Below are 26,511 nucleotides of genomic sequence, written 5' to 3'. Positions count from 1 at the left end.
CCCCGGAGGACCCGCGATGTCGCAACCTGCCCGGCCCGGAGCGGCCACCGCCCACGCCGAGTTCCGGCACTTCCCGTCCAACGCCTGGTACGCCGCGGCGTGGGACCACGAGGTCGGCCGCAACCTGCTGCCCAAGACCGTCGCCAACCGGCCGATCGTCTTCTACCGCACCACCGGGGGCCGCGCCGTCGCCCTCGCCGACGCCTGCTGGCACCGGCTGGCGCCGCTGTCGATGGGGAAGCTGCGCGGCGACGACGAGGTCATGTGCGGCTACCACGGCATCTGCTACGACGCCGACGGCCGCGCCACCTTCATGCCGGCGCAGGAGACGATCAACCCGAGCGCGACGGTGCACTCCTACCCGGTCGTGGAGCGGCACCGCTACGTGTGGGTGTGGCCGGGCGACCCGGCGCTCGCCGACCCCGACCTCATCCCCGACCTGTACATGAACGACCACCCCGACTGGGCCGGGGACGGCAAGACGATCCACGTCAACTGCAGCTACCAGCTGATCGTCGACAACCTCATGGACCTCACGCACGAGCAGTTCGTGCACGGGTCGAGCATCGGCCACGACGCGCTCTCGGAGTCCGACTTCGAGGTCACGCACGACGACCGCACGGTCACGGTGACCAAGTGGATGCTCGGCATCGACCCGCCGCCGTTCTGGAAGCGCAACCTGCAGGACCGCTTCCCCGACTACGACGGTCCGGTCGACCGCTGGCAGATCATCCGCTACACGGCGCCGTCCACCGTGGCCATCGACGTGGGGGTGGCCAAGGCCGGCACCGGCGCCCCGGAGGGCGACCGCAGCCAGGGCGTCACCGGGACGGTCATCAACACGATGACCCCGGAGACGGACCGCACCTGCTTCTACCTGTGGGCCTTCGCCCGCGACTGGTGCCTGGACAAGCAGGTCATCACCACCCGGCTGCGCGAGGGCGTCTCCGGCGTGTTCTTCGAGGACGAGGTGATGCTCGAGGCGCAGCAGCGGGGCATCGAGGCCAACCCCGGCTACGACTTCTACAACCTCAACATCGACGCGGGCAGCATGTGGACCCGCCGGATCGTGCAGCGCATGATCGACGCGGAGCTCGGCTCGGACGCGCAGCCGCCGAGCGAGACGGCCGGCGACGCCGCGGTGGCGATGGGTGCGGTCAGCGGTGCGGTCAACGCCGGGCAGCCCCGGCCGGAGGAGGGCACCGGGATGGCGGCGGAGGTGGCCGGCGGGATCGCCGGGCACCGACAGCAGCCGACGGTGGGCCTCATGGGCCGCGGGCTGTAGCCGGGCGGCGCGCGATGGCCGCCACCAGCCACAAGAAGTGGCGCAAGGCTCGGGTGCTCGACGTCTGCGAGGTCGCGCAGCACGTGCGCCAGGTGGTGCTCGAGCCCGAGTACCTGGAGGCGCCGGCCCCGCCGGGCAGCCACGTCGACATCGGCGTCTACGTGAACGGGCGGGCCGACGTCCGCTCCTACTCGGTCGTCGGGATGGGCGCCTACGGCACCGAGATCGTCCTGGGGGTGCAGCTGGCCCGGCAGAGCCGGGGCGGGTCGGCCTACGTGCACGCGCTCCGGCGCGGCCAGGAGGTGTCGATCACCCAGCCGCTGCAGAACTTCCCGCTCAACTACGGCAAGCCCGGGTACGTGCTCGCCGCCGGCGGCATCGGCATCACCGCCCTGGTGGCGATGGGGAAGGCACTCAAGGATCGCGGCGCGGACTACCGCTTCGTCTACGGCGCCCGCACCCGCGGGCTCATGGCCTTCGCCGACGAGCTGGTCGCCGAGCACGGCGACCGGCTGGAGCTGCGCATCGACGACGAGGGCACCGGCCTGGACGTCGCCGAGCTCGTGGCGAGCGTGCCCGCCGGGGGAGAGCTCTACGTCTGCGGTCCCACGCCGATGCTCGACGCGATCAAGGCGGCCTGGGCCGCCGCCGGGCGGCGCCCGGCCGACCTGCGCTTCGAGACCTTCGGCAGCAGCGGGCGCTTCGCCCCCGAGGCCTTCACGGTGCGCATCCCGCGGCTGGGGCTGGAGACGGTCGTGCCGCACGACGTGTCGATGCTGGAGGCGCTGGAGGCCTCCGGCGCGGACATGATGTTCGACTGCCGGCGCGGCGAGTGCGGCCTGTGCCAGGTGAAGGTGCTCGAGGTCGAGGGCGTCATCGACCACCGGGACGTGTTCCTCAGCGACGCCCAGCACCAGGCCGGCGACCGGCTGCAGTGCTGCGTCTCCCGGGTGGTCAGTGCGCGCACCGGCGGGCAGGCCGGCGCTGACGGCCGGCCCGCCGGCATCACCATCGACGTGCCGTGAGCCCCGCGGGCCGCGGCCCGGCTCAGCCGGGGCCGGGACGGCGGTCGCGGACGTAGGAGCCGGGCGCGGGCTCCAGCGGCGGGTGCGCGGCGGTGCCGAGCTCCTGCGGCGCGGGCACCTCGTCGCCGGAGCGCTCCAGCGCCCACTGCGCCCACGCCTCCCACCAGCTGCCGGTGTGCTGCTGCGCGGCGGCGCGCCAGGCGTGCGGGTCCGGGCCGGGCTCGCCGCCGGTCCAGTAGTGCGCCTTGGGGTTGCCCGGCGGGTTGACCAGGCTCTGGATGTGGCCGCTGTAGCTGAGTACGAACGTGCTCGGCCCGGAGAGCAGCTGGGTGGTCCGGTAGCAGCCGACCCACGGCGTGAGGTGGTCGGTCAGCGCGCCCTGGACGAACGTCGGGATGGTGATCCGGCTCAGGTGCACCGGGGTGCCGAGCACCCGCAGCGCGCCCGGCCGGACCAGCGCGTTCGCCCCGAAGACCTCCAGGAACTGCTCGTGCAGCGCCGCCGGCAGGTTCGTGCCGTCCGCGTTCCACGACAGGATGTCGAAGGCCGGCGGGTCCTCGCCCATCAGCCACTCGGAGACCAGGTAGTTGAAGATCAGGTCGTCCGGGCGCATCCAGCTGAACACGGTGCCCATGTCACGGGCGCTGATCACCCCGCGGCGGCGGGAGGCGCGCCGCGCGCGGTCGATCAGCTTCGGGCCGGAGAACGCGCCCAGCGGCGCCCGCCGGGAGAAGTCCAGCAGCGTGACCGCGTAGCCGGCGGCGGAGACGCGCTCGTCGCCGAGGGCGGCCAGGTGGTTGAGCGCGGTCGTCATGACCTGTCCGCCGGCGCACAGCCCCAGCGTCGTGACGTCGGGGGAGCCGGTGACCTCGCGCGCCACGTCGACGGCGCGGACGACGGCGCCGGCGTAGGTGTCCAGATCCCAGTCGGCCTGCTCCGGCGTCGGGTTCCGCCAGCTGATCATGAAGACCTGCAGGCCGCGGCTGACCGCGTACTCCACGAGGCTGCGCCCGGGGCGCAGGTCCAGGAAGTAGAACCGGCCGATCGGCGGCGGGACGATCACCAGCGGGCGCGTCCGCACGCGCTCGGTCGACGGCGAGTACTGGATGACCTCGATGACCTCGTCGCGGTGGACGACGGCGCCCGGCCTGATGCCGAGGTCCTTGCCGACCACGTAGGCGTCCCGGTCCACCTGGCGCGGCAGGCCGCCGTTGTGCCGCAGGTCGGTGAGCATGTTGCGCACGCCGCGCGCCACGCTGCGGCCGCCGGTGTCGAAGGCCCGCTTGAGGGCGGCGGGGTTGCCCAGCAGCGTGTTGGTCGGCGCCATCGCGCTGGTGACCGCGGTGAGGGCGAACCGGGCCTGCTCCACCTGGCGCCAGTCGGCGCCCCCGGCCTCGTAGGCCTCGACCAGCCGGGTGAGCGCCCCGGTGGCGGCGAGGTAGCTCTGCGCCAGCCGCCGGTAGCCCGGGTTGCCGCTCCACGCCGGGTCGGCGAAGCGCTTGTCCCGCGGCGCCGGGGTGATCGTGTCGGTGCCCGCCAGGATGCGGATGGCGTCCCGGCCCAGGGCGGCGGCCTCGCGGGCGACCGGCCGGGGCTGGCTCAGCACCGACAGCACGCTGCGGGCCATGCCGCGGGGGGAGGGGAGGCCGACGTCCTCGGCGCCCTCCACCGAGCCGAGGGCCTCGGACTCGGTGCGCGGGACCGGGGGCCCGGCCTCCTGCCGCCGGGCGCCGGGAGAACCGGTCCGCTCAGGGTGGGTCGTGGCCACGAGCACCTCCGTGTGATCTGGGTCACTCCACACGCCGACCGTAGCGCGCCCGGCCAGCATGTCGGGTGCTCCCTGGGCGAGGAAGTGTGCGTCCGCCCACAGCCGGCCGGCCCGCTCGCGGCGCCCGCGAGGAGTGCCGTGGTCAGCGGGCCAGGAAGTGCACGCCGAGCCACAGCCAGACCAGCAGCACGGTCACCCGCCCGGGTGGGGTCCGCATGGCCGCGCCCACCGCGGCGGCGGCGGACGTGCCGGCCCGGCCGCGCCGCCCGGCGCCCTCCAGCGCGAGCGCGGCCACGAGCAGGACGGCGACGCCGAGGACGCCGACCGCGGTCCCGCTCACCCCGGCCGTCCCGGGCGGGAGGCCAGCCAGAGGCCGGCGGCCAGCCAGGCCACGGTCGCGGCGGCGCGGGCGCCCGGGTGGGCGAGCACCGGGTCGGCGAGGTCGCTCACCGCCGGCAGGTCGTCGTCGGCCAGCGCGGCCGCCTCCCAGGCGAGCGCCGCGACGACCCACGCGAGCCAGGGCAGGCCCCGCCGTCCGACGGGTGCGGCCCCCGCCCCGGCCCGGCGGGCCAGCGCGACCGCGCCGACGGCGAGCCCGGCCGTCCCGACGGCGAGCAGCGCCCCCGGCGACAGCTCCCCGGAGACCGCCACCGCCGCGGCGCACGCGGCGACCGCGCACGCGCACAGCAGCCGGCGGAACGGGAGCGGGGGCGCCACGGGTCCATGCTGGCCCGCCGGGCAGTGTCCGGCTCACCCCACGGGCATCCAGGCCATGTCGATGGACACCACCTCGCTGACGGCGGCCATGCGCAGGAACTCGGGCAGGTCGGCGGCCTTCGCGTTGGCCGCCTCCACCTGCTCGACGCTGCCGTAGATCCAGACGTCGGTCCACAGACCGTCCTCGCCCCTCGCGATGACCGGCGCGGCGACGAAGCCGGGGATGACGGCGGCGACGGCGGCGACCGCCCCGGGCCGGATGGAGACGAACTCGACGAGGTGCTGGGTCACGGGGTCCTCCTGCGGTCGGTCGGGGATCAGGACTGGACGAGGGCGGTCGGGTCGGCCGCGGGCAGTGCGTCGACCGAGGTGAGGAGCGCGTGCACGTCGCGGCCGGCGCGCAGGCCGCTCTCGATGGCGCCGTCGATGAACCCGGCCCAGCCGTTGGCGTAGTCCGAGCCGGCGAGCACCACGCGGCCCTCGGGGCGCTGCAGTTCGGCGAGGGCCCCGGTGAGCTGCCCGGCCCGTTGCATGGGCCAGGTCTCGCCGGCGAACTCGTCCCCCACCCAGTCGTGGCTGGCGACCTCGAGGACCTCGACGTCGGGGAGCCTGGTGCGCAGCGCCTCTTGGACGGCGACGCGGTCGGTGCCGTCGAGCCGTTCGCTGACCGAGCCGAAGGCGACGACGAGCGTCTCGCCGTCCTCGACGTGCTCGACCTGGCAGAGGGTCAGCGGCGCGGAGCCGGGGGCGAGGGCGACGAACGGCTCGTACTCCCCGCGCAGCCGCGCCCACACCTTCACCCCCTGGGAGGCCTGGCCCTGGTGGGCGGCCCGGCGCTTGCCCTCCGACAGCGGCGGGTCGAAGGTCACCGAGTCGAGCACGTCCAGGGGCAGGGTGACGACGACCGCGGCGGCCGTGAGCGTCGTGCCGTCCTGGAGGGCCGACGACGCCCTCGTGCACCTGGTCTTCGCCGCGGTCGACGGCCTGGTGTTCCAGCAGGTCTGCCTCGACGACCCCGCGGCCGCGCAGTCCGGGGTCCGGCGGCTGCGCACCCTGCTGCAGCCCCTGACCCGGCCGGGGCACCGGCCCGCCGACCGCGGTCGGGTGGGGGAGCCGGCGGTCGGCTCCTAGACTCCGACGGGATGGGGAACGCGAGGTGGCGCGCCGCCCTGGCCGTCCTCGCCGTGCTGGCCGGGGCAGCGGCGGTGCTGGTCAACCGGGAGCTGTTCCCGCTCTTCTCGCTCAACCGGGACGACTCGGTCTACGTGGCGATGGCCCGCCTGCTGGAGTCCGGCGCGGTCACCCTCCCGGCCGACTCCGACGCGTTCCGCCCCTGGGCGTCGGCGGTGGTGGGGGACCGGGTCGTCCTCAAGTACAGCCCGCCGTGGCCCGCCGTCCTCGCGGTCGGTGACCTGCTCACCGGCACGCCGCGCGCCGCCCTCGCGGGAACCGCCGCGGCCACGGTGGTGCTCACCGCGGTCCTCGCCGCCTCCGTGCTCCGCGACCGGACGGCGGGGCTGCTCGCGGGGGCGCTCCTGCTGCTGTCGCCGGTCTTCCTGGTGCAGGCCGGCACCTACCTGCCCTACGTGTTCCAGCTGGCGCTCGGCCTCGGGTTCGCCGTCCTGCTGCTGGGCGGGGTGCGCCGGCGGTCGTCGGGCCGGCTGGTCGCGGCGGGCGCGGTCTGGGGGATGGCGGCGTTCGCCCGGCCCTTCGACGCGCTGCTGTTCGCGGTCCCGTTCGTCCTCCACGCCCTCGTCGACGCCCGGCGGGCGCGCCGGGCCGGGGAGGGCGGGTGGCACGAGGCCGGCTGCGCCCTGCGCCTGGCCGCCGGCGCGGCGCCGCTGCTGGCGCTGTCGCTGGCCTACAACGCGGTGGTCGTGGGCGGGCCGTTCCGGCTGCCGTTCACCGTCACCGGGGCGCAGGACGGCTTCGGCTTCGGCGACCGGGGCGTCTTCCCGCGGTCGACGGTGCCCTTCACGCCCGCCGACGGCGTCAGCGGGCTGCTCGACAACCTGCGGTGGACGCCGAGCTGGGTCTTCGGCGGCCTCGTGCTGGTCGCGGGGGCCGTCCTCGGGCTGGCCCGGACCCGCGGGCCGCAGCGCTGGCCGGTGGCGGCGCTGGCGGTCGTCGTCCCACTGGGCTACCTGCCCTTCTGGGGGGCCTACGCGATGAGCTCGCTGTGGCCGGGGGTGGCGCTGTTCGGGCCGTACTACCACCTGCCGGTCGTGCTGCCGCTGGTCGTGTTCGGCGCCGCGGGCCTGGCCTGGCTGGGGCGCCGCGCCGGCGCGGCGCCGCGGGCGCTGACCGCCGGCGTCGTGGCGGCGATGGTGCTGCTGACCGCGCTGGCGGTGCCGGACAAGGTGGCCGGCAACGCCGCGGTGCGCGACGACCTCCGCGCCGCGCAGCGGTTCGTGGCCGGTCAGCACCTCGACTCCGCCGTCCTGCTGCTGCCCCGGCGCGGCGACCTCGGCTTCCTCGACACGATGCCGTTCCTGCAGAACGACCCCGGGCTGGAGCAGCCGGTGCTCTACGCCGAGATGCGGGGCCCCGGCGACCTCGCGCTGCTGGACCGCTTCCCCGACCGCACCCTCTACCGGCTCAACGAGGACCTGCCGCCCGGCGCCATGACCGGCGGCGAGCTGACGATCGACCGGCTCACCGTGGACGCCGGTCCGGTCGTGACCCTGCGCGCCCGGCTGACCAACCCCACCGACCGTCCGGTGGTCGTCGCCTCCCTGGCCGTCGGGGACACGCTGCTGACGCGCACCCTCGACCGCGCCTCCTCCCGCGGCCGCACCTACGAGGTCACCTGGACGGTGGCCGCGCCCGGGGCGGCCGCGCCGGGCCCCGACGGCGTGCGGCTGCCCGAGGGCGCGACCTCCGGCGAGCTGGCCGTGGGGCTGGACCTGCGGACCGCCGGGGACGGCGACCGGCCGGGCCGCCGGTGGGAGCGCCGGGTGGCCTGGCGCTGCCTGGACGAGGGGACGACGGTGCAGGTGCTCCGCCCGGGGCGCGGCTTCGCCCGCGACGACGCCCCGGGCAGCACCTGGGTCGAGGCGGGCGCCGGGAACCCCGTCGAGGAACTCCCTGCGGGATGATCCGGCCGGCCGCGGCCGAGCCGACGACGGGAGACCCGCGTGGACACAGTCCTCGTCGTCGACGACCTGGTGGCCGTGTTCGTGGTCGCGCTGCTCGCGCCGGTGGTCGTCGGGCTGCTGCCGCGGCTGCCCGTGCCCCAGGTCGTGCTCCTGCTGGCCGGCGGCATCCTCGTCGGCCCGTCGGTCCTGGGGCTGAGCTCGCCGGCCGGCGTGCAGGTGCTCTCCGACGTCGGACTCGGGTTCGTCTTCCTGCTGGCCGGCTACGAGGTCGACCTGCGGCTGTTCCGGCAGGACGCCGGACGGCGCGCGGTCCTCGCCTGGTCGGTCTCCCTGCTCCTCGCGCTCGGCGTGGTCGGCGTGCTGGCCGCCGCGGGCCTGGTGCGCGCCTTCGTGCCCGTGGCGCTGGGCCTCACCACGACCGCGCTGGGCACCCTGCTGCCGGTGCTGCGCGAGCACGGCCTGCTCACCGGCCGGCTGGGGCGGTACCTGCTGGCCGCGGGCGGGGTGGGCGAGCTGTTCCCGGTGCTGGCGATCGCGCTGTTCCTCGGCAGCCAGAACCGCTTCACCGCGCTGGCCTCGCTGGGTGCCGTCGGGGTGCTCGCGGTGCTGCTGGCGGTCGCCCGCCGCGGCGTGCGGGAGGGCGGCCGGCTGGCCCGGGTGGTGCAGCAGGGCCAGCACGAGACGGCCCAGATCACCCTCCGCGCGACGATCCTGCTGCTGATCGTGCTGATCGCCGTCACCGACGAGTTCCACCTCGACGCGGTGCTGGGTGCCTTCCTCGCCGGCGTCGTCCTGCGGCACTGGGTCGGGGGGCAGGCCCCGGTGCTGGAGTCCAAGCTCGACGCGGTCGGCTACGGCTTCTTCATCCCGGTGTTCTTCGTCTACTCGGGGATGAGCCTGGACCTGCACTCGATCGCCGAGGCGCCGCTGCGGGTGCTGCTGTTCTCCGCGCTGATGCTCGCCTGCCGGGGCCTGCCCGCCCTGGCCGTCTACCGCGGCGTGCTGCCCGCGCGCCAGCGGGTGCAGACCGCGCTGGTCACGGCGACCGCGCTGCCGGTGCTGGTGGCGCTGGCCGAGATCGGCCTGCGCAACGGCACCATGCTGCGGGAGAACGCCGCGGCGCTGGTGGGGGCCGGCGTCCTGACCGTGCTGCTGTTCCCGGCGCTGGCCGTTGCCCTGGAGCGACCGGCCGCTCAGCCGGCCGAGGCCGCGGACCGGCCGGCGAGGCGGCGTTCGAGCGGCCCGGTGAAGAAGAGCAGGAACAGCCCGTAGTAGTTGACCGCCGGGAACAGCACGCCGAGGACGAGGGCCACGACCAGCGCCGCCGTGGTCACCAGGGCCGGCGCGGGGTGCAGCGGACGCGCGCCGGAGCGGCGCAGGGACCCCCGGCGCCAGATGAGCACGGTCAGCGCCGTCAGGCAGGCCGAGCTCGCCGTGATCGTGCCGACGTAGACCGCGACGGCCAGCCGGTCCGCGCCGTACGCCGGCACCACCTGGGTGGCGAAGGGCAGCAGGACGACGGTGAGGATCCAGGCCAGGTTCAGCAGGACGAACAGCGGGTCGTAGGCGCCGACCGTCTCCACCAGCTTGTGGTGGACCAGCCACAGCCGGGCGATGACGGCGAAGCTGAGCAGGAACCCGCCGAACTGGCCCGCGTCGGCCCGCAGGACCTCGTCGAGGTCGACCTCGGGCGCCGCCTCGGCCAGGACGTCGACCAGCGGCAGCACCAGCAGGGTGATCGCGATGGCCACCACCGCATCGAGGAAGGTGATCAGCCGGTCGAGCCCGCGTTCGGTCGCCACCGGCCGGAGGCTAGGGCGTCGGGCCCCGTGGCGGGGTCACGCCGGGACCTGCTCGTCCAGCCAGTCGAACACCCGCTCGCCGCGCAGCCCGGCCGCGACCGGCTCGCAGTGCCCGTCGGCGCCCTCGGCGGCGGTGAACCGGACCAGCGCGCTCGGCCCGGGCAGCAGGTCGTGCAGCCGCTGCGACTGGCCTGGCCAGAACTGCTCGTGCTCGGGGTCGGTGACCAGGACCGGGCAGGTGATCCGGCCGACGACGTCCGCGGTCAGCGTGTACTCCCGGGCGGCGGTGAAGAAGTCGAACGGCGAGGTGGTGCCGTAGGGCCGCATCCGCCACGCCAGCACGGCCCGGGTGCGGGGGGAGACCTTCAGCCCCCAGGCGATCTCCTTGTCGAAGACCTCCCGGTTGCCGGTGTCGAGCAGCTCGACGAGGTGGTGCGGCAGGTGGGTGAGCATCGCGGCGGAGACGTCGACGACCCCCGGGTCGGCGACCGCCGCGGCGACCCGGTGCTCGAACGCCACCGCTCGCGGCACCCAGTAGCCGCCCTGGCTGACCCCGACCAGCGCCAGCTTGCCCGGGTCGACGTCCGGCCGGGCGGTGAGGGCGTCGACGACCGGGGTGACGACGTGCTCCCAGTCGGGCCGGAAGTGCAGCCCCTGGCGGACGAGGGCGGCGTTCTGGCCGGGGCCGTCGAAGGTCATCGCGTTCCAGCCGCGGGCCAGGGCGTCGGCGATCCCGTCGGTCCACGCCGCGACGGCCGACCCGTCGCTGCCGTTGTTGAAGACCAGCGTGCGGCGCGGCTCGCCGGCCGGGCCGGACCGGAACAGGTAGCCGGGCAGCGTGGTGCCCTCGTACGGGATCTGCAGCCGCTCCACGTCCAGGTCGCTGCCGTCGACGAACGCGTCCCAGGCGTCGCGGTGCCGCGCCCACAGGCGCGCGAACAGGCCGGGGTCACCGGTGCCGTCGGCCGCCTCGGTCGCGGCGGCGTAGTAGGCCGCGGCGCGCAGGGACCGCGCCGCCGCGGAGTGCGGGCGCGCCGTGCGGGCCTCCGCCACGAGCCGGTCGGCGGTGGCGGTCCACTCGTCGACCCACGACTGCGCGTGCCCGTTGCGGATCCGCTCGACGGTGCCGAGCACCTCCCCGACGTCGGCGGCGCGGGAGTACACCCGGCCGAGCACACCCCGGGCCGCGAAGTCGAAGTCCTGGTCCTCGAACAGTGCGCGCACCGCCGTCGCCTCCCTGCGTCCTCGGGGGGACGACCCTGCCGCGCCGGGCCGGCCGGCGACAGGGGCGAAGGGCGGGGCGCACGCGGGCGGATCAGCGGTTGATCTCCACGAGCAGCACCCACGCGTTGCCGGTCGCGCCGGCCAACCCGAGGACCACCGCGGCGGCCAGCCAGTACAGCCCGCCCCCGCTGCCCGCGAGCAGGGTGGCGCCGCACGCGACGAGCGCCGCGGCGGGCAGCAGCACGACGACCGCCGAGGTGACCAGCCGCAGCACCGGGGTCGCCGGGTCCGGGCGGCCGCGCAGCAGGGGCGGCAGCGCGCCGGCGGCCAGCAGCAGCCCGGCCCCGCCGATCTCGGCGGCGAGCACCGCCTCGGGCTGTCCCGGGGCGAGCACCAGCACGCCGGCCGCCAGGAGGGCGACGAGCAGGCCGAGGGTCTGCGCGGCGCGGCCCGGGAGGTAGCGGAACTCGAGGATGCGCGCGAGATTGAGCGAGACGGCCACGAAGATCAGGCCGGCGAGCGCGGCGCAGGCGCCGACCGTGGCGACGGCGAAGTCCGACCAGGCCTCCGGGCGATAGGCGTCCACAGCGTCTCGACCTCCAGTCGAGGGGAGCGGGGGCGGCCGCGGGAGGTCCCCGGACCGGGGCGGGCGCGAGCATCATGGCGCGGTGGACGGCCTCGCCGCGGCACTCGCGCTGGTCGCCGCCGTCCTGTTCGCCGTCGCCTCGGTCGTGCAGCAGCGGTCGGCGTCGGCCGTCCCCGACGACGAGGCCGGCGGCCTGCGGCTGGTGCGGTCGCTGGTCCGCCGTCCGCAGTGGTGGGCCGGGACGCTGAGCGACACCGCCGGGTACGCCGCCCAGGCGGCGGCCCTGGGTCTGGGGTCGCTGCTGCTGGTGCAGCCGCTGCTGGTCACCACGGTGCTGTTCGCCCTCCCGCTCGGCGCCCGGTGGGCCGGGCGCCGGCTGAGCCGGGCCGACTGGGCGTGGGCGCTGCTGCTCGTCCTGGCGCTGGCCGTGTTCGTCGTGGCCGGCGAGCCGACCGCGGGCGCCGACCGGGCCGGCTGGCGGCCGTGGCTGCCCGCCGGGACCGTGCTCGCCCTCGTGGCCGCCGGGTGCCTGCTGGGCGCGGCGGTCCGCCGGGGGACGGCGCGGGCGCTCCTGCTGGCGGTGACCGCCGGGGTGGCCTACGGCGTCGCGGCGGCGCTCACCAAGGGCGTGGTCAGCCTGCTCGACGACGGCCTCGGCGCCCTGGTGACCAGCTGGGAGACCTGGCTGCTCGCCGCGACCCTCGCCGGCGGCACGCTGGCGCAGCAGGCGGCCTTCCAGGCCGGTGCCCTGGGGGCGTCGCTGCCGGCGGTGACCGTCGGCGAGCCGGTGGTGGCCGCCGTGATCGGCGTCGTCGTGCTGGGGGAGCGGCTGCGCGCCGACGGGGCGGAGGAGGCGCTGGTCGCGGTGCTGGTCGTGGTGATGACCGTCGCCACCGCGGCGCTGGCCCGGTCGGCCGCGCGGGCGGTACCGGCCGGCGCGGCGGCCTGAGGCCTCACCGGGCGGGCGCGGGGACGGCGGCCCGGCGGCGGGCCAGCAGGACGAACACGAACGGCGGCAGCGACAGCACCACGGTGGCCAGCGCCAGCAGCGACACGTAGACGACCGGGTCGCCGGTCTGCAGCTGGGCGGGCGGGACGAAGCCGAGCAGGAACGACACGACGCAGCCGAGCAGCCCCACCCCGCCGACCAGCCAGACCCCGGGCAGCCCGCCGGGGATCCGGTAGGGCCGGGGGACGTCGGGCCGGGTGTACCGCAGCCGGATCACCGCGGCGAACACCAGCGCGTACATCACCACGATCACCTGGGCGGTGACCGCCGACAGCATCCAGTAGGACGTGCTGACGCTGGGCACGACGACGAACAGCAGGGCGAACAGCGAGCCCGCCACCCCCTGCACCAGCAGCAGCGCCACCGGGACGTCGGCGCGGTTGCCCCGGCCCAGCCGCTCCGGCGCCAGCCCCTCGCGGGCGACGGCGGCGACGCCCTTGGCCGGGCCGAGGACCCACGGCGTCAGGTGCGCCACGCCGCCCAGCGCGACCACGACCGCCAGCGGCGCCAGCAGCCACCCCATCGAGAACTGCTCCAGCACGCTGGAGAACAGCTCCATCGTCCCGGAGACCAGGCTGATCTCGTGCCGGGGCAGCACGAAGGCCATGAACAGCGAGCCCAGCACGGAGAACGCGACGGTCACCGCGACGGCGAGCGCGATCGCCCGGGGCACGGTCCGCCCGGGGTCGCGGGTCTCCCGGGCGTGGAAACCGGCCATCTCCATCCCGGTGAACAGCAGGATGACCCCGCCGAGGAAGGCCACGTCGTGCAGGTGCACCTCGGGCACGAGCGCGCCGGCCGAGAACGGGATCTGCGAGGGGTCGCCGCGCAGCAGGAAGGCCGCGCCGAGCGCGACGACGAGCAGCGCCGGCAGGATCGAACCCGCGACCGTGCCGACGGCGCCGGTCACCGCCGAGGTGCGCACCCCGCGCAGGGCGGCCGCGGTGGTCCCCCAGAAGAACACCAGCATGACGCCGACGAGGAAGAGCTTGTCGTCGGCCAGCGCCGGGTCGATCGCGTAGGCCAGGGACGCTGCGATGAACGACAGCACGGTGGGGAACCAGGCGACGTTCTCGGCGTAGTCGCACCACACCGCCAGCGCCCCGGTGCGCCCGCCGAAGGCCTCCCGGACCCAGGCGAACACCCCGCCCTCGCGCGGCCAGGCGGTGCCCAGCTCGGCCGCGGCCATCGAGACCGGCACCAGGAACACCGCGATGGACAGCGCGAACAGCAGCAGCATCGACCAGCCGTACTCGGCCATCACCGGCAGGTTCCGGGCGCTGACGATCGAGGCGACGTTGACCATCGCCAGCGCCAGGACGCCGAGCCGGGCGGTGCGGGCCGGGCCGCTCACCGGGCGCCCGCGGCGCGCAGCGCGGCGCCGAGCCGGTCGCGGACGCCGGTGTCCCCGCCGCGCACCAGCACGGTGGCGCTGCCCAGGGTGACCACGGCCCCGTGGCCGCGGGGGCGGACCAGCGACTCGAACCGGCGGGCGGCGGCGTCGCGACCGGCGGCGGTGGCGAACCGGTCGACGACGACGGTCACGGCGCCGTCCGGGCAGTCGGCGGCGACCGCGTAGGCGCGGGAGGCCACCGCCCGGTCGGCCGGCCCGACGGGCTCGTCGGCGACGGAGCAGACCCGCAGGCCCGCCCGCGCGACGGCGTCCTCCACCTCGGCGAACCCGCCGTCGCCGAACGGCGCCCGCTCCCGGCCGGCCCACTGCGCCAGCCCCAGCACGCCCAGCAGCACCGCGAGGGCGACGGCCGCCGCCAGCCCGGCCCGCGCCGCCTCGGTCACGCCACGTCCACTGCGCGACCTCGCGGGCTCGGTCACGCCACGTCCACTGCGCGACCTCGCGGGCTCGGTCACGCGGCGGCCCGTTCCTCCGGCGCCGACGGGGAGCGCACGCCCCCGACCGCCCTCGGCACGAGCAGCTCGCCGATCCCCGGCACGGCCAGGAACCCCTCCGCGCCGGCGTAGCGCAGCCCCACCCGCGGCAGGTCCGACCGGCGGCGGTAGGCCAGCACGCGCGGCAGCCACTCGGGGTCGAAGCGGGCGTTGAAGTCGCGCAGCGAGCGGATCTGGAAGAACGGGTTGAGCAGGCCGACGGCCCAGCGGGCCGCGCGCTGGGCCGGGGTGAACGGGACGTCGTCGGCGAACAGCCGCCCCCACATCGCGAAGTTCATCGACAGCCGGGCCACGCCGCGGGCGCCCAGCGCGCTCGCGGCCGACGCGATGAGGAACTCGGTCATCCCGTTGGGCGCGTCCGGGTCGTGGCGCATCAGGTCGAGGGTGTAGCCGAACGACGGGCCGTAGGCGGGCACCAGGCGCAGGAACCCGCCGGGCCGGCCCTCGGCGTCCAGCGCGACGCAGAGCAGGAAGCCCGGGTCGGCGCCGGCGCCGCGGACGTCCTGGGACAGCGACATGGTGAACCCGCGCTCGGGGGACTTGCCGCGCCAGCGGGCGCTGATCGCGTTGAGCTGGTCGACCAGCACCGGCGGCGCGTCGGCCTCGGCGACGAGCCGGAACCGGTGCGTGCGCCCCACCCGCCGGACGGCGGCCCGCAGCCCCTTCTTCGCCGGGCCCTCCACGGTGAACCGGCGGCAGTCGATGACCGCCTCGTCGCCCAGGTAGAACGCGGTGAACCCGCGGGAGGCGTAGAGCGGCATGCTCGCCTCGCGCACCGCGAGCAGGGCCGGTGTCCAGGCGCGCTCGTCGCAGGTCGCGAGGAACTCGTCGAGGACCCGCACCACCGACTCCCGCGCGCCGACGGGGTCGCCGGAGACCAGCGCGTAGCCGTCGAGGTAGGTGTAGGCGAGGAAGGCCTCGCCGTCGCTGGAGAAGAAGAAGCTCTTGTCGTCGCGCAGCGCGAAGTAGGCCAGGGTGTCCCAGCCGTAGGTGTGCACCAGCCGCTCGGCGTGCGCCCAGTCGTCCTCGGTGTGCGGCCGGCGGGCGGCCAGCGGCCGGAACAGCAGCACGGCGGCCACGACCAGCCCGGTGACGCCGAGGGCGAGCAGGGCCGCGGGGAAGGCGGCCGCGAAGAACGGCGACGCGTAGGTGTAGGGGCCGTCGAGCCCGACCAGCCCGGCGAACACCGTCTGCAGCGCCCCGCCGAGGGTCAGGTCCGGCTCGACGCGGGCCCGCTCGGCCCAGAGGGAGGCCAGGCCGAACAGCAGCACGCCGGCCAGGTACAGCGGCACGACCCGCGCCAGCCGCAGCAGGGACGGCGGGTCGGCCGGCGCGCGGAACGCCGTCCGGTACGCGATCAGCACCCCCAGCAGGACGGCGCAGACCGCCACCGCGACCGGGTGCGGGCCCTTGACCACGTGCAGGACCGCGCCCAGTCCGAACAGCCCGACCGCCACCCGCCAGGCCAGCACCTTGCGGCGGCCCAGCTGGCCGGCCAGCAGCAGGAGCAGCATGCCGACCACCACCGACCCGACCCAGCCGGTGACCGGCACCCACAGCGGGCCGACCGCCGCGGGCAGCCCCAGCCGGTCGTGCAGCACCGGCAGCGCGGTCAGCAGCTGCAGGACGCCGGAGAGCGCGGTCAGCGCGGCGACCAGCCGCACCGCGACCGGGTGCGGCGAGACCGGCGGCGGGGGTGCCGGCACCGCGTGCGCCGACGGCGCCATCTCCGGCAGGGCGGTGACGGAACCGCGCGGCCCGGCTGCGCCATCCGGGGAGCCCGGCCCGGCTGCGCCGCCGGCGGGGATCGGGGTGGGGGCCACCAGCGGCCGCACGGCGCCGTCCGGGCCGGTGCCCGGGGCGGCGGGGGTCTCGGGCCGGAGGGTGGGGAAGAGGATGACCTCGCGGATGGAGTCGACGCTGGCCAGCAGCATCACCAGCCGGTCGATGCCGATGCCCAGCCCGCCGGTGCACGGCATCCCGTTCTCCAGCGCGCGCACGTAGTCGGTGTCGACGTCGCCGGCCTCGGGGTCGCCGTGCGCCTTCGCCCGGGCCTCGGCCTCGAACGCGGCCAGCTGCGCGACCGGGTCGTTCTGCTCGGAGTAGGCGTTGCACAGCTCGAAGCCGGCGACGATCAGCTCGAAGCGCTCCACGTAGGCCGGGTCGTCGCGGTGCACCCGCGCCAGCGGCGAGACCTCCCGCGGGTAGTCCACGCAGAACACCGGCCCCACGACGGCGTGCTGCACCCGCTCGTCGTAGACCTCCTTCATCAGCCGCCCGGGGCCCCAACTGCGCTCGTAGGGCAGGCCCAGCCGGTCGAGCACCGCGCGGGCCTCCTCGACCGGCATCCCGGGGTGCATGGTCGCGCCGGTGGCCTCGGCGATCATGTCCGCGAACCGCGTGCGCGGCCACGGCGTCGCTGCCAGGTCGATCGCGTGCCCGGCGAAGTGCACGGTGAGGTCGTCGCCGAGGGCGGCCCGCGCCGCGGCGGTGACCAGGCCCTCGGTCAGGTCCATCATGTCGCTGTAGTCGGCGAAGGCCTGGTAGGCCTCCAGCATCGTGAACTCGGGGTTGTGCCGGGTGTCGATGCCCTCGTTGCGGAAGACCCGGCCGATCTCGAACACCCGCTCCAGCCCGCCCACGATCAGCCGCTTGAGGTGCAGCTCGAGCGCGATCCTCAGGTAGAGGTCGAGGTCGAGGGCGTTGTGGTGGGTGACGAACGGCCGCGCGCTCGCCCCGCCCTGGATGGTCTGCAGCACCGGGCCCTCGACCTCGGTGAAGCCGCGGTCCTCCAGGTGCCGGCGGATCGCGCGCACCGCCGCGTGCCGGACCCGGAAGACCTCCCGGGTGCGCTCGTTGACCTCCAGGTCGGCGTAGCGCTGCCGGTAGCGGGTCTCGACGTCGGGCAGGCCGCGGTGCTTGTCCGGCGGCTCCAGCAGCGCCTTGCCGAGGACGGCGAAGTCCTCCACGCACACCGACAGCTCGCCGCGCCGGGTGGTCATGACCGTGCCCTCGACCCCGATCCAGTCGCCGCGGTCGACGTCGTCGAACTCGGCGTGCCGGCCGGCGCCGAGCACCGAGCTGTCGGCGAACAGCTGGACGGCGCCGGTGCGGTCGCGCAGCGTGGCGAAGCTGAGCCAGCCCTGCCGGCGGATCAGCTCGACCCGGCCGGCGATCCGCACCCGGTCGGTCGTCCGGACGTCCGGGCCCAGGCCCGGGTGGGCCGCGCGGATGCCCGCGGCCGTGGCGTCGGTGGGAAAGCGGTAGGGGTAGGCCGCCACACCGCGCGCCTGCAGCGCCTGCAACTTCGCCAGGCGGTGCGCGCGCTGGTCGGCGCGGCGGCCGGCGACGTCGGCCTCGCTGACCATCCCGCCATGGTCCGGACGCGCCCGGGGGAGGCGAGCCTCACCTGCGTGCGGGCGTCCCGGCCGGCGCGGCGTGCCGGTGGGTCGCTGCGCTGGGGGTGGTCGCTCATCGCTCCGCGTGCGGTGCGCCGACCACCGCCCCGCCCCGGTGCGCGTGCGGCACGTCGGCGAACAGGTCGACCAGCGCGTCCCAGCGGGTGCGCCGTCCCGGCGGGAACCGGGCCTCCGCCCGCCGTTGCCGGGACGACCCGGCCCGGTACCACCGGCGACCCCAGAAGGAGTGCGGCCGGGCCAGCCGCACCGCGGCCACCGCCGCCACGAGCGGGACGAACACCCCCACGACACCCAGCACCGCCCGCCCCTTGAGGATCGCGACGACGGCGAAGGCGAGGTTGACCGCGACCGTGAGCGCGAGCGGGAGCTCCCCGGGCAGCTGCTGGGCGTCGAACGGGTTGGCGCCGACCAGCAGCAGCACGCCCACGACCACGGCGATGAGGACGGCGTCGATGGAGCTGCGCCCCTCCCGCGTCCAGTAGACGTCCTCCAGGTGCAGCCACAGCGCGAACTCGTCGAGGGTGAGCGCCGCGCCGACCCCGAACAGGACGGCGAGCACGTTCTGCCAGGCGCCGTCGGGCCGGTAGGTCAGCTCGACCAGGCCGGTGCCGAGCAGCAGGAAGATCCCGTACACCTCGTGGTGCACGTGGACGCCGCCGACGCTGGCGTCCCGGAACGGGCCGCGGCCGGTGCGGATGGCGCGCGTGACGAACCGGGTGGCCAGGAAGGTCACCAGGAACGCGCCGAGCATCCAGGCGACGACGATCCGCCGGCCGGTCAGCACCGGGATGAGCTCCAGCTCGATGCTCACAGCGCCACCGCCCTCTCGCCGGGCCCCGATCGTGCCGGGAGAGCCGGGCGCGGGACCAGAGGCCGTCGTCCGAGGGACCGCCGCCCCTGGCGCCCCGCACCCGGAGGCGGGAGGGTCCGCGGCGAACGCCCGACCGCTGCGGAGGGAGAGCCCCGTGCGACAGCCTCGACCGTCCCGTGCCGCCCGCTGGGCCGTGGCCGGCGCCGCCGGTGTGCTGGTGCTCGCCGGGTGCGACGCCGGGAACGACGCCGAGACCGCCCAGGAGACCCCCGACACCTCCGGCGCCGACGGGACCGTCGGGGCGATCTCCGTGGACGACGTCTTCCTGGAGGCCGAGGACACCGTCGCGGCGGGGGACTCCGTGCCGCTGCGCGGGGTGCTCACCAACGACGCCGAGGAGGCCGACCGGCTGGTCGGGGTGGCGACCCCGGCCGCGGAGTCGGTCGCGCTGCTCGACGAGTCCGGTCAGGCCAGCGCCGGGGGGATCGAGCTGCCGGCCGGTGGCCAGGTGGAGGCGGTCAGCGGCGCGGTGCGGATGCAGCTCGAGGGCGTGACCGGGCCGATCGCCCCCACCGACACCGTGCGGGTCACCTTCACCTTCGAGACCGCCGGGGAGGTCGGGCTCGACGTGCCGGTGGCCGCCGGCCCCGACCCCGACTAGGCGGTGGCCGGCTGCCAGCCCAGCGCGGGGCCCAGGCGGGTGGCGATGTCGGTGAGGATCTGCTCGTAGTCCTCGTCGGCGAAGTTGAACGGCAGCGCGAACACCACCTCGGTGACCTCCCGGAAGCCGGCGTGCGCGTACAGCTGCTCGGCGAGCTGCTCGGCGGTGCCCAGCAGGTCGCGGGCGAACAGCAACCGGGCCGGTCCCTGCGGGGTCGCCGTCCGCGGGGTGCGGGCCGCGACGTAGGCGGCGTACCGCTCCCGCTGGGCGGCGGTGGCGCCGTCGGTGGGGATGACCACCAGGCCCTGCGACACCCGCCCGGCGGGGTGCGCCGCCCGGAAGGCGCGGATCTGCGCGGCCTGGATCGCGGCGAAGTCGGACGACCCGTCCTCGGCCTTGACCACGCTGGAGGTCAGGAGGTTCATGCCCTGCTCGCCGGCCCAGCGCGCCGATCCCTGGCTGCCGCCGCCGTACCACATGCGCGACCGCAGCCCGGGCGAGTGCGGCTGCACCCGGTCGGAGAACTCCTCGACCACGCCCTCGCGGCCGGCGAAGGTGCTCGCCCGCTCGCCCCCGACCAACCGCAGCAGCCGGGACACCCGCTCGTAGGAGAAGTCCTCGGCGTCGGCGGTGTCGGGGTAGAGCGCGTCGCGGACGTCGTCCCAGTGCATCGGCGGGCCGACGCTCACGCCCGGGTTGAGCCGGCCACCGGAGAGGACGTCGACGGTGGCGAGGTCCTCGGCCAGGCGCAGCGGGTTCTCCCACGCCAGCGGGATGACCGCGGTGCCCAGCTCGATCCGCCGGGTGCGCTGGGTGGCCGCGGCCAGGACCGCGACCGGCGAGGAGATGCCGTACTGCAGGTGCCGGTTGCGCACCCAGGCGCTGTCGAAGCCGAGCCGCTCGCCGAGCTCGACGACCCGCAGCGTCGTCTCGTGCCCGGGGCCGGGGTCGGCGCCGTCGAACGTGCCGATGGTGAGGAAGCCCAGCTTCGCCAGCGGTTCGGAGGGGTGCGGCATGCCGCCGATCATGGCCGACCCGCCGCGCCGCCCGCGCCGGGGAGTCAGGCCGGGGCGGGGGAGCGGTCCCGGAAGTCGCGGGCGATCTCGTCGAAGGTCGCCCAGCGGACGCCGTCGTGCCGGTTGACCTGCTCGATGACCCGCTCCAGGGCCAGCAGCACCTGGGGGCGGCCGGACACGTCGGGGTGGACGGTCATCGTGAACACCGCGTAGTCGTACTCGCGGTGCACCCACTCGAACTGGTCCAGCCACATCTGCTCGATGTCGCGCGGGTTGACGAAGCCGTGGCTGTTCGGGCTGGACTTGACGAACATCATCGGCGGCAGGTCGTCGAGGTACCAGTTCGCCGGGATCTCCACCAGCTCGGTCTCCCGCCCGCGGACCAGGGGCTGCATCCAGGTGTCGGCGGGCGCCGAGTAGTCGATCGTCGTCCAGCGGTCGCCGACCCGGACGCGGTAGGGCTCGAAGTCGCGGTGCATGAGCGAGTGGTCGTAGGCGATGCCGCGCTCCAGCAGCAGCTCGTTGGTGACCGGGCTGAACTCCCACCACGGGGCCACGTAGCCGGTGGGCCGCCGTCCGGCCCGCTGCTCGATCAGCTCGATGCAGCGGTCGAGGACCGCCGCCTCCTGCTCCCGGCTCATCGCGATCGGGTTCTCGTGGCTGTAGCCGTGGACGCCGATCTCGTGCCCGGCCGCCACGCAGGCGTCGAACTGCTCCGGGAAGGTCTCGATCGAGTGCCCGGGCCAGAAGAAGGTCTGGGTCAGGCCGTTGCGGGCGAACAGGTCCAGCAGCCGGGGCACCCCGACCTCGCCGGCGAACACGCCGCGGGAGACGTCGCAGGGGGAGTCCGCGCCCCCGTACGACCCCAGCCAGCCGCCGACGGCGTCGACGTCCACGCCGAAGGCCACGAAGATCTCCTTGCCGCTCATCCCTGGGCTCCTTCCGGGGTGGACCGCGCACGGCGGGGAGGAGCCGTGCGCGGGGCACAGCGACCCCAGCGCACCACGGCCGGGCCGCACCCGCACCTCGCCCGCTCCTCGCCACACGCAGCCCGCGCGGCTGGCAGAAGTCGACGAACCCCGTGTCGACACCACGGCACCCCGGCCGTGCCGCCGGGTCCCGACACGCCGACGGCACGGCACGCCGGTCGTAGCGCCCTGTGACGGAACCCGCACGCGCCGCTGACCAGGCACGCTCCCCGAGACCGCTCTCCCGGCCTTGACGACCCCCGGTCACGTTCACATAACGTCCCCACCCGAACACCCCCTGTGTGCACGCCGCCGGCCGCCGGCCGGCACCCACGCGCGTGCCCCGGGACGCCCGGCGGGGGAGTGTCCGCGGCACGCGCCTGCCGCCCGGGTCGGACGGTGACCCGGGGCGCCCGCGGTTGACGCACGGGAGAACACCTCATGCACCACCCCTGCGACCGCTGCCCGACGCGACGGGCGGGCCGCCCGTGACGGCGGTCCTGGAGCGGGTCACCGCGGAGCACGCCGCGGTCCTCCCCGCCGTCCCGCGGTCCCGGCGCGCTCCGTCGGCCGAGGGCCGGGCCGTGTTCTGGCTGGCCGTGCACGTGCTGATCGCGGTGGCGCCCCTCGCGCTGTCGTTCACCGAGGTCCGGGCGGGCCGTGGCTTCGCGGTCAACCTCTCGGTGGCCCTGGGCTTCATCGCCCTGTCGGTCCTCGGCCTGCAGTTCGCCCTCGCCGCCCGCTTCTCACGGCCGACGGCGCCGATGGGGATCGACTGGGTCCTGCGCTACCACCGGCAGATCTCGTTCCTCGCCGTCGCCACGGCCTTCGGGCACCCGCTGCTGCTGTTCCTCGCCGAGGAGCGCTACCGGGTCCTGCTCGACGTGGTCCACGCGCCGATGCGGGCCAAGTGCGCGTGGATCTCGGTGGTCGCCCTGTCGCTGCTGATGGCGACCTCGATCTGGCGGCGCGCGCTGCGGCTGAGCTACCCCGTCTGGCACGTGCTGCACTCGGTCCTGGGCGTGACGATCGTGCTGGCCGGCCTCGGCCACGCCTTCCTCGTGGACTACTACCTCAGCGAGCTGTGGGTCCGGGTGGCCTGGGGCGTGTACGCCGCGGCGTTCCTGTGGCTGGCGGTGTGGGTGCGGCTGGTCAAGCCGCTGCGGCTGTGGCGGCGCCCCTGGCGGGTGGTCGAGCTGTGGCCCGAGCCGGGCGGCAGCGTCACCGTGGGCCTGGAGCCCGCGCGCCGGCACAGCGGGCGCCCGTTCAGCTTCCAGGCGGGGCAGTTCGCCTGGATCATGCCCGGCCGGATGCCCTTCCGGCCGACCTACCACCCGTTCTCGATCTCCTCGAGCGCGCTGCGTCCCCGGGTGGAGTTCACGATCAAGCAGGTCGGTGAGTTCACCCAGTCGATCCGCAAGCTCAAGGTCGGGGACACCGTCTACGTCGACGGCCCGCACGGCGGCTTCACCCTCGAGCGCCACCCGGGCATGGGCTACGTCTTCCTGGCCGCGGGGGTGGGCGTGACGCCGTTCCTCAGCATGCTGTCCACGCTCGCCGACCAGGGCGACCAGCGGCCGATCTGGCTGTTCCTCGGCAACCGGACCCAGGACCAGATCACCGGCATCCGGCAGCTGCAGAAGCTCCAGGGCCGGCTCAACCTCACGGTGGTGCACGTCATCAGCCGCCCCACCGACACCTGGCCGGGCGAGCGCGGCCGCATCGACGCCAAGGTGCTGGCCCGCCACCTGCCGCCGCACTTCCGCAACCTGCAGTACTTCATCTGCGCGCGCGAGGAGATGGTGCAAGCCGTCCGCTCCTCGCTCGGCGAGCTCTCCGTGCCCGCCGACCGCGTCCACAGCGAACACTTCGGGATGGTCTGACATGCGCTCTCTGGGAACCACCGCCGCCGCCTGGATCACCAGCTGGGTGATGCTCCTGCTCTGCGTCGTCTGGGCGGTCTTCCAGGTCTGAGCAGCCGGCGCGGTCCGGGCGCCCGGCGAGGTCCGGGCGCCCGGCGCGCGCATCCGCGGGGCAGGGAGCAGGCTGGGGCGGACGCGCCGCACCCGACCCCCGAGGAGTCCCCATGCCGCGTCGGCCGACCACGCTGCTCGCCCTGCCGTGCCTCGCCGCCGGCGTCCTCGTCGGGAGCGGGCCGGCCGCCGCCGCCCCGGTCCCCGAGCGCGCCCCGCTGGCCATCGGGACCGGCGGCGCGGTGGCCACGGTCGACCCCGACGCGACCCGGGTCGGGCTCGAGGTGCTGGCCGCCGGGGGCAACGCCGCGGACGCCGCGGTGGCCGCGGCCGCCGCGCTCGGGGTCACCGAGCCCTACTCGGCCGGCGTCGGCGGAGGCGGGTTCTTCCTCTACTACGACGCCGCCAGCGGGACGGTCTCCTCGATCGACGGACGGGAGACCGCGCCCGCGGCCATGGGCCCCGACGCCTTCCTCGACGACGGCGGCCAGCCCCTGCCGCTGCAGGAGGCGGTGCAGAGCGGGCTGTCGGTCGGCACGCCCGGGACGCCGCTGACCTGGGAGCGGGCGCTGGCGGAGTTCGGCACGCTCTCCCTCGCCGAGGCGCTGGAGGGGCCGATCGCCCTGGCCGACGACGGCTTCGTCGTCGACGAGACCTTCCGGCAGCAGACGGCGGACAACGAGGAGAAGTTCCGCCGGTTCGCCGCCAGCGCCGAGCTGTTCCTCCCGGACGGCGCGCTGCCGGAGGTCGGCTCGGTGTTCCGCAACCCGGACCTCGCCGCCACCTACGAGCTCCTCGCCGAGGACGGCGCGGCGGCCTTCGCCGACGGCGAGCTGGCCGCCGAGGTGGTGCGGACCGCGCAGGACCCGCCCGAGGCGCCCGGCGCCACGCCGGTGCGCGGCGGCCTGCTCACCGAGGCCGACCTCGCCGGCTACGTCGCCCCGGTGCGCGCGCCGACGCGCCTGGAGTACCGCGGGCTGGAGGTCGTCGGGATGGCGCCGCCGTCCAGCGGCGGGACGACGGTCGGCGAGGCGCTCAACGTGCTCGAGACCCTCCCGCTGGCGTCGCTGCCCGAGGAGACCGCGCTGCACGCCTACCTGGAGGCGGCCGCCCTGGCCTTCGCCGACCGCAACGCCTCCGTCGGGGACCCCGCCGTCGTGGCGGTGCCCACCGACGCGCTGCTCTCCGACGGCTTCGCCGCCGAGCGGGCCTGCGCCCTCGACGTCGGGCGGGCCCAGCCCAAGCCGGTCGCCCCGGGCAGCCCGGACGGCGAGTACGGCCCCTGCCCCGCACCCGCGGGCGAGCCCGTGGCCGCGGGCGCCGAGGGACCCTCCACCACCCACCTCACCGTCGCCGACGCGGCGGGCAACGTGGCCAGCTACACGCTGACCATCGAGCAGACCGGCGGGAGCGGCATCACCGTCCCCGGCCGGGGGTTCCTGCTCAACAACGAGCTGACCGACTTCACCTTCGCGCCGGCCGACCCCGCACAGCCGGAGCCCAACCTGCCCGGCCCGGGCAAGCGGCCGCGCAGCAGCATGGCCCCGACGATCGTGCTGCGGGACGGCGAGCCGCTGATGGCCCTCGGCTCGCCCGGCGGCGCCACGATCATCACCACCGTCCTGCAGACCCTCGTCAACCGCGTCGACCTCGGCATGGACCTGGCCGAGGCGATCGCCGCCCCGCGGGCCAGCTCGCGCAACGGCGCGGCGGTGGAGGCCGAGCCGGCGTTCCTCGCCGCCTCCCGGGCGCCGCTCGAGGCGCTGGGGCACACCTTCACCGAGGTGCCCGAGCTCGGGGCGGCCACCGGCGTGGAGTTCCTCCCCGGCGGGCTGCTGCTCGCCGCCGCCGAGCCCTCACGCCGGGGCGGTGGCGCCGCGGGGGTCGTCGACGACGTCCTCGTCGAGGGGTGACCCCGCTCCCTGCCGGGCGGCGAGCCGGCCGCCGACCCGGTCAGGGGACGACGACCACCGGCCAGCGGCCGGTGCGGACCAGCCGGCTGCCCACCGAGCCGGCCAGTCGGTGCGCCGCGCGGGCCGAGGCCCCGACCACCACGACGTCGGCCCGCAGGTCGGTGGCGGTCCGGGTCAGCTCGGCGGCGGGGTCGCCGCGGACGGCCAGGAACTCGGCGCGGACGCCGGCGTGCGCGGCGCTCTCCTCGACCTGGCCGCGCAGGTGCTCGCTGCGGTCGGACAGGGCCTCCTCGAGCGGCCAGGGCTGGTCGGGCACCAGCACCGCGAGCACCGGGGGCGCCATGACGTGCACGACGACCAGGCGGGCACCCTCCCGCCGGGCCAGCCCGGCGGCGTAGGCACCGGCCCGCTGCGACGTCGGGGAGCCGTCGTAGCCGACGACGACCACCTGAGCGCCGTCGGTGCCCAGCTCGAACGCCGAGTCGCGGGGGGCGGTCTCCTCAGCCACGGTCGTGTCCCCTGTGGTGGTGGCCGTCGGAGGTCCGGGCGGGGACGTCCGCCGTCGGACCGTCCGCCGTCGCGGTGCCCGGCTCGGCGGGGGTGGCGCTCGGCGTGGGCCGGGTCGACGGGGGAGTCGGCGCCGGCGTCGTCGGGCCGGCCTCGTCCGGTGTCGCCTCCTCCGGTGGCGTCTCCTCCGGGGTCGTCTCCACCGGCGTCGCCTGCTCGGTGGTCGTCCCGGTCGTGGCGTGGTCCGCGGTGGTCGTGCCCGCCGGGGTCTCCTCGCCGGTGGCTGCCGGCCCGGGCGTCGCGGGGCCGGGGGCGGTCGCCGTCCCGGGCCCCGCGGACCCGGTGCGCCGGCCCGCCGGGGGAGCGGGGGCGCCGGCCGCCGCCGGCGCCACCCGTGGGGCCGGCTCGGCGGCCGGGGCGGGCGGGACCGGGAGGTCGGCGTCGGTCGCCGCCGTGGACGGGGCAGGGGCCGCCGACGGGGTCCTCGGCGCGGTCGTGCCCGGCGCGGCGGCACCCGTCGTCCCGGCCGGCTGCGCGGACGGCCCGGCGTCCCCGCTCCCGGCGAGCGCCACCCCGGTGGCGACCACGGCCGCCGCGGCGGCGACCGCCACGGCCGCCGCCAGTCGGCGCGGCGCGCGGCGCGGGGTCCCCGGCGCGGGTGACCCGGCGGGGGGTGCGGCCGGGGCCGCCGGCTCCGCGGCGAGGATCAGCAGCGCCGCCTGCGCCGCCGGGCGCAGCGGCCGGCGCCCGGCACGCAGGTCGGCGAGCACCAGCTGGGTGAGGTCCCGCCGCAGCGCGGGGTCGACGTCCGGCATCGGTGC

The 26,511-nt window shown here is 76.1% G+C and carries 25 protein-coding genes; 9 read left to right on the top strand and 16 right to left on the bottom strand.

The window, feature by feature from the left end; genetic code table 11:
* Positions 1-16: 16 nt before the first annotated feature.
* Both ACI789_RS16945 and ACI789_RS16940 read left to right on the top strand, forming a co-directional pair.
* Positions 17-1,285 carry an aromatic ring-hydroxylating dioxygenase subunit alpha gene (locus ACI789_RS16945; protein ID WP_457010539.1) on the top strand — a complete coding sequence of 423 codons (1,269 nt, stop codon included), beginning with the start codon at positions 17-19 and terminating at the stop codon, positions 1,283-1,285.
* Positions 1,286-1,299: 14 nt separating this feature from the next.
* Positions 1,300-2,310, top strand: a complete 1,011-nt coding sequence (locus ACI789_RS16940) for a PDR/VanB family oxidoreductase (protein WP_457010538.1) — start codon at positions 1,300-1,302, stop codon at positions 2,308-2,310.
* A 22-nt stretch (positions 2,311-2,332) separates the two neighbouring features.
* Here ACI789_RS16940 and ACI789_RS16935 read toward each other — a convergent pair whose 3' ends face one another.
* The 5 genes from ACI789_RS16935 to ACI789_RS16915 form a co-directional block, all read right to left on the bottom strand.
* Positions 2,333-4,078, bottom strand: coding sequence for a PHA/PHB synthase family protein (locus ACI789_RS16935; protein ID WP_457010537.1), 1,746 nt, complete (start codon positions 4,076-4,078; stop codon positions 2,333-2,335).
* Positions 4,079-4,220: 142 nt separating this feature from the next.
* A complete protein-coding gene (locus ACI789_RS16930) occupies positions 4,221-4,418 on the bottom strand; it encodes a DUF6186 family protein (RefSeq protein ID WP_457010536.1) in 198 nt (65 codons plus the stop codon).
* Positions 4,415-4,795: a hypothetical protein gene (locus tag ACI789_RS16925; protein WP_457010535.1), complete on the bottom strand. Its 381-nt coding sequence runs from the start codon at positions 4,793-4,795 to the stop codon at positions 4,415-4,417. Before ACI789_RS16925 ends, ACI789_RS16930 begins: the two co-directional genes overlap by 4 nt.
* Before the next feature lie 33 nt (positions 4,796-4,828).
* Positions 4,829-5,086 (bottom strand): hypothetical protein, encoded by a 258-nt coding sequence (locus ACI789_RS16920; RefSeq protein ID WP_457010534.1) that lies wholly within the window; start codon positions 5,084-5,086, stop codon positions 4,829-4,831.
* A gap of 26 nt (positions 5,087-5,112) precedes the next feature.
* The gene (locus ACI789_RS16915; protein ID WP_457010558.1) at positions 5,113-5,688 is read right to left on the bottom strand and encodes an FAD-dependent oxidoreductase; all 576 of its coding nucleotides are present in this window, start codon (positions 5,686-5,688) and stop codon (positions 5,113-5,115) included.
* Positions 5,689-5,710: 22 nt separating this feature from the next.
* Between ACI789_RS16915 and ACI789_RS16910 the strand changes: the two genes are divergently transcribed.
* From ACI789_RS16910 to ACI789_RS16900, 3 genes are read left to right on the top strand one after another with little or no spacing between them, the layout of a single operon-like run.
* Positions 5,711-5,926: a hypothetical protein gene (locus ACI789_RS16910; protein ID WP_457010560.1), complete on the top strand. Its 216-nt coding sequence runs from the start codon at positions 5,711-5,713 to the stop codon at positions 5,924-5,926.
* A gap of 11 nt (positions 5,927-5,937) precedes the next feature.
* A complete protein-coding gene (locus tag ACI789_RS16905; protein WP_457010533.1) occupies positions 5,938-7,893 on the top strand; it encodes a DUF7846 domain-containing protein in 1,956 nt (651 codons plus the stop codon).
* A gap of 39 nt (positions 7,894-7,932) precedes the next feature.
* On the top strand, positions 7,933-9,165 hold the full coding sequence (locus tag ACI789_RS16900) for a cation:proton antiporter (RefSeq protein ID WP_457010532.1): 1,233 nt from the start codon (positions 7,933-7,935) through the stop codon (positions 9,163-9,165).
* Here the strand turns inward: ACI789_RS16900 and ACI789_RS16895 are convergent.
* The 3 genes from ACI789_RS16895 to ACI789_RS16885 all read right to left on the bottom strand — a co-directional run bounded on the left by ACI789_RS16895 (position 9,087) and on the right by ACI789_RS16885 (position 11,505).
* Complete coding sequence (locus tag ACI789_RS16895; RefSeq protein WP_457010531.1) at positions 9,087-9,695, bottom strand: TMEM175 family protein; 609 nt, start codon at positions 9,693-9,695, stop codon at positions 9,087-9,089. The two genes, ACI789_RS16900 and ACI789_RS16895, sit on opposite strands and share 79 nt — an antisense overlap.
* Positions 9,696-9,731: 36 nt before the next feature.
* Entirely contained in the window at positions 9,732-10,919 is a 1,188-nt protein-coding gene (locus ACI789_RS16890) for an alpha/beta hydrolase family protein (protein WP_457010530.1), read from the bottom strand.
* Positions 10,920-11,010: 91 nt separating this feature from the next.
* Complete coding sequence (locus ACI789_RS16885) at positions 11,011-11,505, bottom strand: hypothetical protein (RefSeq protein WP_457010529.1); 495 nt, start codon at positions 11,503-11,505, stop codon at positions 11,011-11,013.
* Between the two features lie 82 nt (positions 11,506-11,587).
* Here ACI789_RS16885 and ACI789_RS16880 point away from each other — a divergent pair, with 82 nt between their 5' ends.
* Positions 11,588-12,454: a DMT family transporter gene (locus tag ACI789_RS16880; RefSeq protein ID WP_457010528.1), complete on the top strand. Its 867-nt coding sequence runs from the start codon at positions 11,588-11,590 to the stop codon at positions 12,452-12,454.
* 4 nt (positions 12,455-12,458) lie between these two features.
* Here ACI789_RS16880 and ACI789_RS16875 read toward each other — a convergent pair whose 3' ends face one another.
* The 4 genes from ACI789_RS16875 to ACI789_RS16860 all read right to left on the bottom strand — a co-directional run bounded on the left by ACI789_RS16875 (position 12,459) and on the right by ACI789_RS16860 (position 18,652).
* A complete protein-coding gene (locus ACI789_RS16875) occupies positions 12,459-13,868 on the bottom strand; it encodes an APC family permease (RefSeq protein WP_457010527.1) in 1,410 nt (469 codons plus the stop codon).
* A complete protein-coding gene (locus ACI789_RS16870) occupies positions 13,865-14,311 on the bottom strand; it encodes a hypothetical protein (RefSeq protein ID WP_457010526.1) in 447 nt (148 codons plus the stop codon). The genes ACI789_RS16875 and ACI789_RS16870 overlap by 4 nt, the downstream gene beginning before the upstream one ends.
* 68 nt (positions 14,312-14,379) lie before the next feature.
* The gene (gene lysS / locus ACI789_RS16865; RefSeq protein ID WP_457010525.1) at positions 14,380-17,790 is read right to left on the bottom strand and encodes a lysine--tRNA ligase; all 3,411 of its coding nucleotides are present in this window, start codon (positions 17,788-17,790) and stop codon (positions 14,380-14,382) included.
* 103 nt (positions 17,791-17,893) lie between these two features.
* Positions 17,894-18,652 (bottom strand): hypothetical protein, encoded by a 759-nt coding sequence (locus tag ACI789_RS16860; protein WP_457010524.1) that lies wholly within the window; start codon positions 18,650-18,652, stop codon positions 17,894-17,896.
* Positions 18,653-18,806: 154 nt separating this feature from the next.
* Between ACI789_RS16860 and ACI789_RS16855 the strand changes: the two genes are divergently transcribed.
* Positions 18,807-19,313: a copper chaperone PCu(A)C gene (locus ACI789_RS16855; protein ID WP_457010523.1), complete on the top strand. Its 507-nt coding sequence runs from the start codon at positions 18,807-18,809 to the stop codon at positions 19,311-19,313.
* On the opposite strand, the gene ACI789_RS16850 is transcribed toward ACI789_RS16855, so the two are convergent.
* Both ACI789_RS16850 and ACI789_RS16845 read right to left on the bottom strand, forming a co-directional pair.
* Positions 19,310-20,329 carry an LLM class flavin-dependent oxidoreductase gene (locus tag ACI789_RS16850; protein ID WP_457010522.1) on the bottom strand — a complete coding sequence of 340 codons (1,020 nt, stop codon included), beginning with the start codon at positions 20,327-20,329 and terminating at the stop codon, positions 19,310-19,312. The two genes, ACI789_RS16855 and ACI789_RS16850, sit on opposite strands and share 4 nt — an antisense overlap.
* A gap of 44 nt (positions 20,330-20,373) precedes the next feature.
* Entirely contained in the window at positions 20,374-21,258 is an 885-nt protein-coding gene (locus ACI789_RS16845) for a polysaccharide deacetylase family protein (RefSeq protein ID WP_457010520.1), read from the bottom strand.
* A gap of 527 nt (positions 21,259-21,785) precedes the next feature.
* Between ACI789_RS16845 and ACI789_RS16840 the strand changes: the two genes are divergently transcribed.
* Together ACI789_RS16840 and ggt are read left to right on the top strand one after the other, a co-directional pair.
* Positions 21,786-23,180, top strand: a complete 1,395-nt coding sequence (locus ACI789_RS16840) for a ferredoxin reductase family protein (RefSeq protein WP_457010519.1) — start codon at positions 21,786-21,788, stop codon at positions 23,178-23,180.
* Between the two features lie 203 nt (positions 23,181-23,383).
* A complete protein-coding gene (gene ggt / locus ACI789_RS16835) occupies positions 23,384-25,183 on the top strand; it encodes a gamma-glutamyltransferase (RefSeq protein ID WP_457010518.1) in 1,800 nt (599 codons plus the stop codon).
* 40 nt (positions 25,184-25,223) lie between these two features.
* Here ggt and ACI789_RS16830 read toward each other — a convergent pair whose 3' ends face one another.
* Both ACI789_RS16830 and ACI789_RS16825 read right to left on the bottom strand, forming a co-directional pair.
* Entirely contained in the window at positions 25,224-25,691 is a 468-nt protein-coding gene (locus ACI789_RS16830; protein WP_457010517.1) for a universal stress protein, read from the bottom strand.
* A complete protein-coding gene (locus ACI789_RS16825) occupies positions 25,684-26,505 on the bottom strand; it encodes a hypothetical protein (RefSeq protein ID WP_457010516.1) in 822 nt (273 codons plus the stop codon). Before ACI789_RS16825 ends, ACI789_RS16830 begins: the two co-directional genes overlap by 8 nt.
* Between the last annotated feature and the right edge of the window lie 6 nt (positions 26,506-26,511).

It is taken from the genome of Geodermatophilus sp. SYSU D00965, from assembly GCF_054050075.1.
Note: the sequence above shows the minus strand (reverse complement) of the source record. Positions and strands in the feature narration are given on the sequence as shown.

Bases quoted from the DNA above. Each gene is read 5' to 3' on its own strand.
- ACI789_RS16850 (WP_457010522.1), bottom strand. From the start codon at position 20,329: ATGCCGCACCCCTCCGAACCGCTGGCGAAGCTGGGCTTCCTCACCATC.
- ACI789_RS16945 (WP_457010539.1), top strand. From the start codon at position 17: ATGTCGCAACCTGCCCGGCCCGGAGCGGCCACCGCCCACGCCGAGTTC.
- ACI789_RS16845 (WP_457010520.1), bottom strand. From the start codon at position 21,258: ATGAGCGGCAAGGAGATCTTCGTGGCCTTCGGCGTGGACGTCGACGCC.
- ggt (WP_457010518.1), top strand. From the start codon at position 23,384: ATGCCGCGTCGGCCGACCACGCTGCTCGCCCTGCCGTGCCTCGCCGCC.
- ACI789_RS16940 (WP_457010538.1), top strand. From the start codon at position 1,300: ATGGCCGCCACCAGCCACAAGAAGTGGCGCAAGGCTCGGGTGCTCGAC.
- lysS (WP_457010525.1), bottom strand. From the start codon at position 17,790: ATGGTCAGCGAGGCCGACGTCGCCGGCCGCCGCGCCGACCAGCGCGCG.
- ACI789_RS16825 (WP_457010516.1), bottom strand. From the start codon at position 26,505: ATGCCGGACGTCGACCCCGCGCTGCGGCGGGACCTCACCCAGCTGGTG.
- ACI789_RS16905 (WP_457010533.1), top strand. From the start codon at position 5,938: ATGGGGAACGCGAGGTGGCGCGCCGCCCTGGCCGTCCTCGCCGTGCTG.